This is a genomic window from Bacillus sp. JUb11 (genome assembly GCF_024807925.1).
Classification (GTDB): Bacteria; Bacillota; Bacilli; order Bacillales; family Bacillaceae; genus Bacillus; species Bacillus altitudinis.
Map to the genome: position 1 here is coordinate 310,670 of NZ_JANUEZ010000004.1, position 12,765 is coordinate 323,434.

At 43.1% G+C, this 12,765-nt stretch carries 11 protein-coding genes; 7 read left to right on the forward strand and 4 right to left on the reverse strand.

Going from position 1 to position 12,765, the window contains the following annotated elements; genetic code table 11:
• Window positions 1–124 precede the first annotated feature (124 nt).
• The 6 genes from M2369_RS09745 to M2369_RS09770 are packed head-to-tail and all read left to right on the forward strand — an operon-like array spanning window position 125 to window position 7,614.
• The gene (locus tag M2369_RS09745; RefSeq protein WP_024719036.1) at window positions 125–583 is read left to right on the forward strand and encodes a PTS sugar transporter subunit IIA; all 459 of its coding nucleotides are present in this window, start codon (window positions 125–127) and stop codon (window positions 581–583) included.
• A complete protein-coding gene (locus M2369_RS09750) occupies window positions 580–909 on the forward strand; it encodes a PTS fructose transporter subunit IIB (protein ID WP_007498438.1) in 330 nt (109 codons plus the stop codon). The genes M2369_RS09745 and M2369_RS09750 overlap by 4 nt, the downstream gene beginning before the upstream one ends.
• Before the next feature lie 36 nt (window positions 910–945).
• Window positions 946–2,064, forward strand: a complete 1,119-nt coding sequence (locus M2369_RS09755) for a PTS fructose transporter subunit IIC (protein WP_178929547.1) — start codon at window positions 946–948, stop codon at window positions 2,062–2,064.
• Window positions 2,065–2,092: 28 nt separating this feature from the next.
• Complete coding sequence (mngB, locus tag M2369_RS09760) at window positions 2,093–4,756, forward strand: mannosylglycerate hydrolase (RefSeq protein WP_259254094.1); 2,664 nt, start codon at window positions 2,093–2,095, stop codon at window positions 4,754–4,756.
• 57 nt (window positions 4,757–4,813) lie between these two features.
• Window positions 4,814–5,698, forward strand: coding sequence for an ROK family protein (locus M2369_RS09765; protein ID WP_259254095.1), 885 nt, complete (start codon window positions 4,814–4,816; stop codon window positions 5,696–5,698).
• Window positions 5,695–7,614, forward strand: coding sequence for a BglG family transcription antiterminator (locus tag M2369_RS09770; RefSeq protein ID WP_259254097.1), 1,920 nt, complete (start codon window positions 5,695–5,697; stop codon window positions 7,612–7,614). The genes M2369_RS09765 and M2369_RS09770 overlap by 4 nt, the downstream gene beginning before the upstream one ends.
• A 61-nt stretch (window positions 7,615–7,675) precedes the next feature.
• On the opposite strand, the gene arr is transcribed toward M2369_RS09770, so the two are convergent.
• Window positions 7,676–8,092, reverse strand: coding sequence for an NAD(+)--rifampin ADP-ribosyltransferase (gene arr, locus M2369_RS09775; RefSeq protein ID WP_041508172.1), 417 nt, complete (start codon window positions 8,090–8,092; stop codon window positions 7,676–7,678).
• Between the two features lie 570 nt (window positions 8,093–8,662).
• Here arr and M2369_RS09780 point away from each other — a divergent pair.
• Window positions 8,663–8,944 carry a hypothetical protein gene (locus tag M2369_RS09780; protein WP_025206666.1) on the forward strand — a complete coding sequence of 94 codons (282 nt, stop codon included), beginning with the start codon at window positions 8,663–8,665 and terminating at the stop codon, window positions 8,942–8,944.
• A gap of 118 nt (window positions 8,945–9,062) precedes the next feature.
• Here the strand turns inward: M2369_RS09780 and M2369_RS09785 are convergent, their stop codons facing one another.
• The 3 genes from M2369_RS09785 to M2369_RS09795 all read right to left on the reverse strand — a co-directional run bounded on the left by M2369_RS09785 (window position 9,063) and on the right by M2369_RS09795 (window position 12,708).
• Window positions 9,063–9,248, reverse strand: coding sequence for a hypothetical protein (locus tag M2369_RS09785; protein WP_058336295.1), 186 nt, complete (start codon window positions 9,246–9,248; stop codon window positions 9,063–9,065).
• 160 nt (window positions 9,249–9,408) lie between these two features.
• Complete coding sequence (locus tag M2369_RS09790) at window positions 9,409–10,830, reverse strand: glycoside hydrolase family 1 protein (RefSeq protein WP_259254098.1); 1,422 nt, start codon at window positions 10,828–10,830, stop codon at window positions 9,409–9,411.
• A gap of 18 nt (window positions 10,831–10,848) precedes the next feature.
• Complete coding sequence (locus M2369_RS09795) at window positions 10,849–12,708, reverse strand: beta-glucoside-specific PTS transporter subunit IIABC (protein WP_008343857.1); 1,860 nt, start codon at window positions 12,706–12,708, stop codon at window positions 10,849–10,851.
• Window positions 12,709–12,765 lie beyond the last annotated feature (57 nt).

Sequence of the window (12,765 nt, forward strand, 5' to 3'; positions counted from 1 at the left end):
GCTAGTCTGATCGCTTCATAAACTTTTTGCCATTTCAAACGGAAAATGATGCTATTTAACCATGTCGAAAAGTACATTACAATCAAATTGTAAGCGCTTAACAAACAAGAGAGAAGGGATCAGCTTGTTCCAAAAAGATCATGTTTTTACACAAGTAAACGGTCGATCAAAGAATGAGATTTTACAATACATTTCCGAGAAAGCTGAAGACCTTCACATTACAAACGATCAGTCAGGGTTATTAACAGATTTGTTGAAACGCGAAGACGAAGTCTCAACAGGACTTCAGCAAGGTTTTGCGATTCCTCATACAAAAAGCTCTGCTGTTCAAACGGCTTCACTTCTCTTTTTAGAACTTGAACAACCCATTGAATGGGGAAGCTTCGACGATTTGCCAACAAGCTATTTATTTACACTGCTCGTTCCACTTGAAGAGGCCAATGTCACACACCTCAAATTACTGTCTGGCATTGCCACAAGTTTAATGGAGCCTGCTTTCATCGAAAAGATTCAACCCGGTCAAACAGCAGACTATTATTACGAAGTCATTGAACAACAATTGAAAGAGGGGATTACACAATGAAAATTGTCGGTGTCACTTCATGCCCAGCAGGGTTAGCTCATACACCAATGGCAGCAAAAGCATTAGAGAATGCGGGTAAACAGCTTGGACACGAGATTAAAATCGAACAACAAGGAATTATGGGACAGGTGAATGGCATTACAGCAGAGGAAGCCAAGCAGGCAGACCTTTGCATCATTGCCTCCAATCAGCACATTAACGACGCTGAACGCTTCTCAGGTATTCCTACTGTTCGTGTCGAAATCGGACGCGCTCTAAAAAATGCCGAGCAAATCATCACAAAAGCCGTTGCGCTGGTTGAAAAGAAAAAATCTGAATCCCAATAAAAAAGAGCAATGCCATATAGAAAGGAGCAAAGCAGAATGAAAGCAAAATTAAAAGTCATTGAAGGCCACCTCATGACCGGTATTTCTTATATTCTTCCGGTGATCATCGGAGCTTCACTTATCGTTGGTTTAGCCAAACTAGTCGGGTTAGGTTTTGGTGTGTCAGATTTAAACGCCTATAAAGATGCAGGCGGCATTTTACATGGTGCCTATTTGATGGAACAGGTTGGCTGGACAGGCATTGGCTTAATGAACGTACTGCTCGCTGGCTTTATTGCCTATTCGATTGCGGATAAATCTGGTCTTGCGGCCGGCTTTATCGGCGGAGCTCTTGCCAGCTCAACAAATGCTGGTTTTATCGGCGCCGTCATTGCAGGTTTCTTTGCCGGATATGTCGCTCTCTTTGTGAAAAGAAAAATTCAAATTCAAGGCTCTGCAGCTGGACTCGTCCCTCTGCTCATCTTACCGCTCATTACTGTTGGCTTAACCGGACTTCTCATGTCCGTTCTGCTAGGCGGTCCATTAGGAGCTTTGAACACCGCATTAATTGAATGGATCAAAGGCATGGTCGCAGATGGAACGAGCACACTCGCACTTGCTCTCATTCTAGGTGCAATGATCGGCTTTGACCTTGGCGGCCCAGTGAATAAATCAGCTTGGATGGCTGGTAACGCACTCTTCCTATCAGGTGTCTATCTTCCTGCCATTCTCGTCAATATCGCGATTGTCATTCCGCCGCTAGGATACGGGCTTGCGACATTGATTCGAAAACGCAACTTCTCTCCTACCTTCAGAGAAGCTGGACGAGGCGGCCTTGTGATGGGGATTATCGGGATTACAGAAGGAGCCATTCCCTTTACACTCGTCAATCCTTTGAAATTGATTCCGCTGAATGTCATCGCTTGTGCTGCAGGAAGCGGGGTTGCTGCCTTATTAGGTGTCCATGACATCATGCCGCCAATTGGCGGACTATACGGATTCTTCTCAGTAGGAAACTGGTGGGCGTATTTAATCGGCGCGCTAACTGGCGCACTTGTTATTGGAATTGGTGCCAACCTACTTGTGAACTTCTCTGAGAAAAAAGAACCCCAAAAGCCCGAACATGATCAGAAGCAGAAAGAAGAAGATGATTTTGACCTTGTGCTAGAAGGATAATTTGAACAAAGAAAGGTGTCGTTACACAATGACTGTCAATGTACATGTGATTCCACATACTCACTGGGACCGGGAATGGTATTTTACCACCTCCCGCTCCCGTATCTACTTAATGAAAAGCGTAATGGACATATTGGACACCCTCGAAACAGATGAACGGTTCCATTACTTCATGCTCGATGCACAAGCATCCTTGCTAGATGATTACTTGAAATGGCGCCCAGAGGATGAAAATCGAATCAAACAGCTCGTCACAGCAAAACGCCTCATCATCGGTCCGTGGTATACACAAACGGATCAGCTCGTTATTTCTGGGGAATCGATTGTACGGAACCTGCAATATGGGATTGAGCGCTGTCAGCAGTTTGGACATGTCATGAAGGTCGGTTATGTCCCTGATTCCTTCGGTCAATCTGCACAAATGCCTCAAATTTATCAAGGCTTTGGTATTGTCGATACAGCCTTTTGGCGCGGCGTTTCTGATCATATGACGAATCACACAGAATTTAATTGGCGCGGGGCGGATGGCAGTGAAGTGTTTGCAGTGAATCTGCCATTCGGCTACTACTACGGAGGAAATATTCCTGAGAAGGATGAAGACCTGCAAGCCTTTCTTTCTGAAAAAATCGGGGCGCTGCAAGCAAAAGCTACGACAAAGAATGTCTATTTCCCAAATGGCTTTGACCAAGCGCCTATTCGTAAAAACCTGCCTGACTTATTAGAAAAAGCCAATGAAATAGACGAGCACCACTATCAAATTAGCAGTTTAGAAGACTACATTGCAGCAGTGAAAAAAGAGCGGACTTCTTTTGAGACATTAGAAGGAGAACTCATTCATGCCAAGCATATGCGAATTCACAAGTCCATTTTTTCAACAAGAGCAGATTTGAAAATCTTAAACAACCAAATTGAAAACTATCTTGTCAATGTGATGGAGCCGATCCTTACAATCAGCTATTCACTCGGACATGACTATCCGCATGACACGGTGCGTGATATTTGGTATCTCATGTTCGAAAATGCAGCGCATGACAGCATTGGCGGCTGTAACAGTGATACGACGAATCAAGATGTCTTCTTCCGCTATAAACAGGCAAAGGAAATCGCCGAGAATCTTGTGGACTTACACATGCGTCTCATCGCCATCCGGCTGCAGACTGAGCAAGAAATTACGTTCACTTTATTTAATACACTGCCTTCAAAGCGCTCTGAAGTCATTGAAGTCGAAACCTTTATCACAGAACGTCCATTTACACTAAAAGACGCTGATGGACGAACTCTTCACTACACAGTCAAAAGCAAAACCGATGTGACAGATTATGTCTTAGCACAGCAGATTTCACTTAACCCAAGCAAAGAAGTGTACATGCCAAAGCAAGTATGGAAAGCTGTTTTACTCATTGAAGCAGTCGACTTGCCATCCGTTGGTTATACACAAGTCAGCATGGTTTTCGATGAATCTAGTGAATCCATTTTGGAAAAAACAGAAGGCCGTGTCATTGAAAATACGTTTTACCGCATTACAGCAAATGACAATGGGTCATTAGAAATTACGGATAAACAGACTGGACGAACGTTCTCTGAGCAAATGATCTTTGAAGACAACGGAGATGATGGGGATTCTTATAACTATTCACCACCGCGTGAGGATCTTTATGTATCATCAAAAGATATCTCATCAGCAGACATCATCGTATCGAAAAGCAGTTTACAGGAAGAGCTCACCATCAAGCTTCAATTGACTGTCCCGTATGATTTAGAGGAACGTTCGGAGCAAAAGGGGACGACTTCCCTCCCGATCACAGCGAAGGTGGCTTTAAATAAAGATGAAGCGGTCATCCGTTTTCATGTGAATGTTGAAAACCATGCGCTAGACCACCGTCTACGGGTACTCTTTGATACAGGTATTGCATCAAACGTATCACTCAGCGATCAACAGTTTGGCACCATCGAACGTCCAACGGAGCTGACGCAAGAGCTAGAATGGTGGAACAATGAACATTGGGAAGAAAAACCGATTACCATTGAACCCATGCAATCATTTGTTGCACTTCGCGATGAAGCATATGGTGTCTCTCTTTTGACGGACTGCGTCAGAGAATACCAAATCACAGGCGCGGGCTACACAACCATTGCTTACACACTCTTCCGCTGTTTCGGAAAAATGGGGAAAGAAAACCTTCTTTACCGTCCCGGCCGGGCTTCTGGAGAAAAAATCGTGGAAACACCTGACGCCCAGCTTCAAGGATCGCTATCATTCTCCTTTGGCATGCACTATAGCCAAGAAGCGGTGAGTGAAGGACACTTGGCTCAGCTTGCTAAACGTTACACCACCCCGGTTCAGTGCTACGAGCGGGCAGACTTTTTAAACGGTCGTTTAATTTTCTCTTTCCGAGATGAAAAAGAAGACTTACAATCTACTTATAGCCTGCTTGACATTGAGACAGACGGGGTCGTTCTAAGCGCTTTGAAAAAAGAAGAGCATGGAACAGGCATTGTCATTCGTCTCTTCAATCCATATTTAACACGTCAAACAGCCGCTTCAATCAATAGTTCATCTCTACAACATGGAGAAACAGCGAATTTAGGCGAAACACCTGAAGGACATATACTGAAAGCACAACATGGATCATTACACATTGAACCGCTCACACCTTGTCAGGTACAAACCTACATTGTAAAGAAAAAATGAACATGTAGGGGCGGGATCCATTTGGATTCCGCCTCTCTTTAATGGAGGGCATTGATCATGCGAATTGGAGGCATCGAAGCAGGCGGTACAAAATTTGTCTGCGGCTACGGAACAACAGACGGAACGATTGAACATATGACTTCCTTTGCAACAGGGAACCCAGAAGAAACATGCCGGCAAGTGATCGAATACTTTACAGAGCATCCAGTTGATGCGATTGGCATAGGCGCATTCGGACCTGTCGATGTAAAAGAACACAGCCCCAGCTATGGAACGATTCTCGAAACACCCAAAACAGCTTGGCGCCAATTCCCTTTACTCTCAACCTTAAAACAAGCACTCGGTCTCCCTATGAAGCTTGATACGGATGTGAACTGTGCGGCGCTCGGTGAAGCTCGTTTTTCAACGGAAACAGACAGACCAAATTCCTTGATCTATATCACGGTTGGGACGGGAATCGGTGGCGGTGCCTATATTGAAAACAGCCTCATTCACGGACTGCTTCATCCAGAAATGGGACATATCACCGTTCAGCGCCACCCTCATGACACCTATGGGGGCTGCTGCCCTATACATCATGATTGTTTAGAGGGACTGGCATCCGGACCTGCCATAGAAGGGCGCTATCATACACTGGCACCCATGCTGCCAGAGGATCATCCTGCTTGGTCACTTCATGCCTACTATCTCGGGCAGATGACCGCCAATTTATTACTCACCCTTTCGCCAGAGCGCATTATTTTTGGTGGAGGTGTCATGAAACAGCCGGCCTTGCTGCCGCTCATCCTTGAAGAAACAGACGAGCGACTTCATGGTTACTTACAACTACCAAAGCCATTAAATGAAATCGTCACAAAGCCTTCCTTTGACGGATTATCTGGTTTAATGGGAGCCATCGCCCTTGGAGCTGATGCCTTAAAGGAACAAGGAGCGGCGCAATGATGATGACGGCAGATACTCGAACCTACCAGCTCATTCAGCGGCTATTTGAAACGAAAGGGTTCGTGAAGCTGGAGGAGCTCACTGCCTCTTTTCGCTTATCTGACCGCTCCATCCGCAATTTAATCAAAGAAGCAAACGAACTGTTAACACAAGCTGGAGCCATGATCAAGACCATCCGCGGGAAAGGGTATACGCTCTTAACAAATGACCAAGACGCTTTCCTGCTTTGGCTTCATCAGCAAAAGCTTCCTGCCCGCTCTCTCGTACCCGTCATGCCAGAAGAGCGCATACGATTTATGATGAGAAAACTATTGCTTCAATCAGACTACTTAAAAATTGATCAATTAGCAGAAGAATTGTTCATCAGCCGTATGACGGTCAGCAGTGATTTAAAAAAAGGACGGGAGCTGTTAGCCCGTTACGGTATGACCCTTGTCTCAAAGCCTGGATTTGGCTTAAAAGTAGACGGAGACGAATTGCAAAAAAGGACGTGCTACGCAGACTTACTGCTTGAAGAAGAGCCCGCCCTATCTCATATAACTGAGCGGGAACAGCTTCATTTCCCTGACATTTCACTTGAAACCATTCGATCCATTGTGCTGACAAATCTATATCAAGAATCACTGCTCATTAAAGATATTGCCCTAAAGAATTTAGTGATTCACTTAGCGATTGCCATTCAACAAACGCAAAAAAAACAGCGGATACCCGCCAGTATCACTCACTCACAAAGACCGCCAGTGTTAACAAGAATCGCTCAAAAGATCACTCATCAAATAAGCGACACGTTTCATGTCACCTTATCAGAGGATGAAACAGATTACTTGGTGATGCATCTCTTAGCGAATCAAACGTGGAAAGAAATTGATGAGCACCAAACGACAGAAGAAGTACGTCAGGCGGTGACACGATTTCTCAAGCACATTGAAAAAACAAGCGGTCATCGTTTTGTAGATGACGATATCCTGCGTCAAGATTTGATGCTGCATATGAAGCCATTATTAAATCGAATTCAATACGGCGTGTCTTTACAAAATCCGCTTTTGCATGAGATCAAAACATCTTACCCTTATCCGTTTGATTTGGCTGTCAGCGGACTCAATGCCTTACAGCTGGTACGGACGCCAAATGAAGATGAAGCGGCATATGTTGCCTTACATATTGCTGCTTCATTTGAAAGAAGTCATCTTGACACCTCACAAAAAAAGAGGGCCATTATTGTATGCGGGTCTGGACTAGGAACGGCACGTCTGCTTGAAATTAAATTGAAGGCGGCCTTTCAACATGAGCTTGAGATTGTTGAGCTTTATTCTTATCAGGATTACGCTTTTAGCACGACTTTGCCATGTGATGTAATTATTACAACCGTACCTCTCGCACCAAAGGGGAAACCAATCATTCAAGTGAATGCTTTTTTTGAACATCATGATGTCCAGCGTGTGAGTGAGGTCATTCACCTGTTAAACGGACACGGTGCCCCTTCGCAGGAGCTGATGGCTTTTTTCCAAGAACGATTGACCTTGTTGGATGTGGACCTTTCAAGCAAAGAAGAGGTATTAGATACGCTTTGCAGCCGGCTGGAGGCGCATCAGCTTGTTTCATCTTCTTTTCGTTCCTCCGTGCTGGAGCGGGAGCAAATGTCATCGACCTATCTTGGCAAGGGGATTGCAATGCCTCACCCGCTCATCACAAATGAAGGCACCTCCTGCGTGGCAATTGCACGATTGAAACAGCCAATTGATTGGCAGGGCGATCAAGTATCTCTGATTTTCTTGTTAGCCATTCAGAAAGATGACGCTGCCTGCATGAATCAATTTTTTGAACAAGCTGTCGATTTGTTAGACAGTCCTGACCGCCTTCACTCCTTGACACATGCAAGGACATTTGATGAGTTGATGCATGTCCTGTTTCAATAGCACAAAAGGCCGCCCAAGTGAAATCGGACGGCCTTTTATTCATCTATTCCTCACATACGAATCAATCGTATATGACATTTTTTCCTTCTTCCCTTAACTTTTTCAACGACGTCAGCATATGATTGATTTCTTCATCGGAGTGTCTTTCCCAAGCGCCTAATTCTGCGACAATTTTCAAAGGAGATTTCGATCGATAGGAACGGGTCGGGTTACCGGGGAATTTTTTGTCAGTCAAATTCGGATCATCTTCAAACTCGCCTGTCGGTTCTACAACATAAATTCTCTCTTTTGCATCAGACCGGGCTAATTCAGCTCCCCATTTGGCTGCATTTAATGTTCCGGTGAAATAGATGTGGTTCGATTGTTTATCCTGATAATTGGATAAATGCAACGGTTCAAGCAGGTCCCCAATCTTCAATTCCGCTTTCGTCCCATGAAAAAACGGCCCAGGATCTAAAACATCTTTCTTGTCATTCATACAGCCACATCCCTTATCGTTATTGACTTGCGTATAACAGTATACGGGCTGATGCGGGCGGAAAACAGTCTATAAATGAGATTAAATTCGGGGTATAATGATAGTAGAGAGTAAGATGTGATCGGACATAGATGATTGATTGAACCTCCTCTATTCGGTCATCTTTTAACAATCTTAGTGTTTTTTCGTAATTCCTTTGCAAGATATTTGTTGATGTTGATAGATGACGCAATAAATAAAGTGATTAACTATAAAGGCTCTATGACAAATATTGTCATAGAGCCTCCTCTTTAGCTAGGTACATTGCTATTCTTTTTGCTTTTTATAAAGTAGATTATCACTGTAATTATAACTACGGGTATCACCACAATTAAACCAAATGTCACATTTGTATTCCAAGGCATGTTACGATCTAGTTCATGTTCTGAACCTGAATGGATTGGAAAAATCCACTTTCATATACCAATAAAACCAATTATTGTATTTATTTTCATTTTATAGGAGGACTTTTTAATTAATGTACGAATTTAATATATTGTTAGTGAAAAAATTAATTAGGAGTGATTAATTATGTCTATTAAAAAAGTACTAATTACCTCTTCGTTGGCTGTGGCGTTACTTGGAAGTTCTATTCCTGCTTTTGCTACTAGTCCAGTTACTACAAGTTCTAATCAAAATGTAAGAATAACAGATGATGCCTCAACTAAGGCGAGTTTCACAAGATATATTTATGGCCAAGATTTTAACGCTTTTCCAACTTCATTTACTGAAGACAACTTACTATGGATTCTTCAGCAAAGAGTAGATATGGGAGACGGCTGGTGGCGTGCTGAATATAAAGCCACATTTTAAACGGCTATGATTTGAAGAACTCACTAATCTTACATGATTAGTGAGTTTCTTTTCCGCAGGTATTTTTTACTTTTTTATGTTTCATGGCTTATAAAATAAATTTTCTTTGATTTATTATTTAAAAAAAAGGAAATTTCTCATTGAGTCCAACAAGGACAAAAACAAGAATACCTTCCACAGCTGACAGCGTCACAATCAATCCGTGGTTCATTGGGTGTTCCTTCGCAATTAATTTCTGACCAATATAGTTTAAAGCATAAAAAAGAAAGAACAATAAGAAAAACAAATAAAGGATCGTCATCATCTACATAACCCTCTTTCTTATAATGGATAATAATCCAATTTTTACAATATATCATTAGACTAACATTTTAGAACAATTCGAACAATATGCTCTTGCCAATAGAGTGAACAAAAAAAACCAGCCACCCGCTAATAAGGTGACTGTGACTGGCTTTTTTCTGTTACTTCCCGATGTTCTCTCCATTTTGCTCGATCAATGTTTCATACCAATAAGAGCTCTTTTTCCGAATTCTCTTCAGGTCTTTCAGGTCAAATTCATCACGGTTGACGTAGATAAAACCGTAGCGTTTTGAGCAGCCTTGGTGTGTACTGATTAAGTCGATGGCTGACCACGGGCAGTACCCGAATACCTCAACCCCGTCTGTGATCGCCCATTTGATTTGTTCAATATGTTTTTCTAAATAATCAATTCGATAATCATCCTGAATCGATCCATCCGCTTCTAACTTGTCAAAAGCGCCTAGCCCGTTTTCCGTAATAATAAGAGGCAGCTGATAGCGGTCGTAAATCTCACGCATCGTTGATCGGAAACCGGTAGGGTCAATCTCCCAGCCAAATGCATTTTTACTTAAGAACGGGTTGTTGCCGCCTTTGTAGACGCCATCTTCACCAGATTTTAAATGCTGATCTCCGCCGCGGGCAAATTCATCATTGCCATCTCCTTTACTCGCTTCAACCGTTTGAGATGTGTAGTAGTTAAAGGCAATGAAGTCTGGTTTTGCACTTTTCAAAATATCCATATCTCCCTCTTCAATCACAGGAAGAATGTCTTTTTCCTTCATGTATGCCCATGCAAGGTTGTTATAACGACCGAATACCGCCATATCAAGATATAGCCAGTTGCGGATCGCATTGTAATTAGCCGCAGCAATGACATCCTCAGGTTTTGGAGATGCCGGGTAAATAAGGGCGATGTTTGGCGCTGGTCCGATTTTTGCCTCAGGCAGCAAACGATGACAAAGCGTCATGGCTTTCGCCTGTGCCACAAGCATATGGTGGTTCTGCTGATATAGTTCTTTTTTCGGATTTTCTAAATTTGGATCCAGTGTACCTAGAGCTGATCCATGTAAAATCATCATGTTTTGTTCATTAATCGTCAGCCAATATTTTACCTTCTCGCCATACTCCTGGAACAAAACCTCCGCATAACGTTCAAACGCATCGACTGTCGAACGATTTGACCAGCCGCCTTTCACTTGAAGCGCATGAGGTAAATCAAAGTGATACATCGTCACAATTGGTTCAATGTCATAGCGGCGCAATTCATTAATGAGAGAATGGTAGAAGTCAATTCCCTTTTGATTGATCTCCCCATCTCCATCTGGAATGATACGTGTCCATGCAATGGAGAAACGATAAGCCTTCAAGCCCATTTCTGCAAACATCTTCACGTCCTCTTTATATCGATGATAGTGATCGCTGGCTACCTTAAAATCAGTTGTTCCTTCAGGATAGCTTTCTCTCATATCAATGACTGAAGGTCCCTTGCCATCCTCGTTCCATGCACCTTCTACTTGATAGGCGGAAGTCGATCCACCCCAGAAAAAGTCTTTTGGAAATGGTGCTAGTGTTGAATATCTCATGATTATGTCCTCCCTTTCTTAAACTAAGTGTAAAAATGATTGTCCTGGTGTCACTTGTTTTTCTTCTGTCTCAATGATATCGCTAAATTCACCGGAATTGGTAATAATCACAGGTGTTGTGACAGAAAGACCTGCTGCTTGAATGGCCTCAATATCAAACTCCGCAAGCAGTTCACCTTCTGTAATGGTTTGGCCCTGCTCAACCTTCGGCGTAAAATGACGGCCCCCAAGTTGTACAGTATCCAGTCCAATATGAATGAGTACTTCTGCTCCGCTTTCAGAGGTGAGACCGTATGCATGTCCTGTTGGGAATACCGTTGTCACGACCCCAGTTACTGGTGCAAACAGCTTGCCTTCTGATGGAATAATGGCTGCGCCCTTACCTAAAGCGCCAGATGAGAAGGCTTTATCTTGCACCTCTTCTAGCTTGATGACTTCGCCAGATAAAGGACTTTTCACATGAGCTGCTTTGACACCATGTTCATTTTCAGATGCTGGTGCAGAACTAGCTGCAGGAGCATCTTCTTCATCCACAGGATCTTTGAATCCAATCAAATAGGTTAAGACGATTGAAAGGACAAATGAAACGGAAATTCCGATTAAGAATCCTGTAAACCCTTGACCATAGAAGATCGGAAGTGTCAGTAAACTCGGAAGACCTGATGCGATCGCAATACTTTGTGAATAACCGATAATGGCACCACCGACACCGGCAGAGATCACCGCTGCAATAAATGGTTTTTTCAAACGAAGTGTGACGCCGTATACAGCAGGCTCTGTAATTCCAAATACAGCAGAAACCGCTGTTGATCCAGCTAATGATTTCAGCTTTTTGTTCTTTGTTTTCAGCATAACACCGATTGAAGCACCGGCTTGTGAAAATACAGCTGGCGCAGTAGCCGGCTTAATATGATCTTTTCCATGAACCGCAATATTATTTAAAATGACTGGCACAAGCCCCCAATGGATACCGAAGATGACAAGAACCTGCCATGCCATCGCAATTAAAGCACCGGCAAGTGTAGGGCTAAAGGAGAATACTTTCAGCAGGACGGCTGCAATTCCGTTCCCTGCATACACACCAAATGGTCCAAATACGATCAGCGTCAGTGGAACGACCGTGACCAGTAAAATCAGTGGTGTAATAAAGTTTTTCACACTTTCATGAATGACTTTGTTAAAGAAACGTTCGATATATCCCATCACAAACACTGCCAAAATAATCGGGATAACCGTTGATGTATAAGACATTAAGACAACCGGAATACCGAAGAACGACACATCTCCGCCGCCTTTTGTGAGCTCTTGAATAGTCGGGTAGATCAGTGCACCTGCAATCGTCACAGCGACAAATGGATTCGCTTTAAACTTCCTAGCAGAAGTGAATGCGAGCAGCAGCGGCAGGAAGTAGAACAAGCTGTCTGATGCGGCAAATAAAATTTGATACGACGTATCTTCAGGAGATAACCATTTTGCATTGATACAGATGCCTAGAAGTCCTTTTAAAATACCGGCACCCGCCATGACACCTAGAAGCGGTGTGAAAATTCCAGAAACAATGTCGACGAATTTTCCGAAAAGACTTGTACTTTCTTCACTTGATCTAGCAGATGAAGAAGTGGAATCCTCTAATAGATTCGTAAACTCCCCAATCTCTCGATATACCTCTGGTACCGTGTTGCCAATGACCACCTGAAACTGGCCGCCGCTTTCCATGACAGTCACCACACCATTTAATTTTTCAATGGCCGCTTTATCTGCTTTTGATCTGTCATTTAATGTGAAGCGAAGTCTTGTGGCACAGTGAACCAATGAATGAACGTTTTTCTCTGTCCCGATATGTTTGATAATGTCTTCTGCTAATTGACGATGACTCATACAAAAACCCCCTTTTTTTCAAAAAAATACGTTTTTAGGCAAAATAAAAACCTAAAC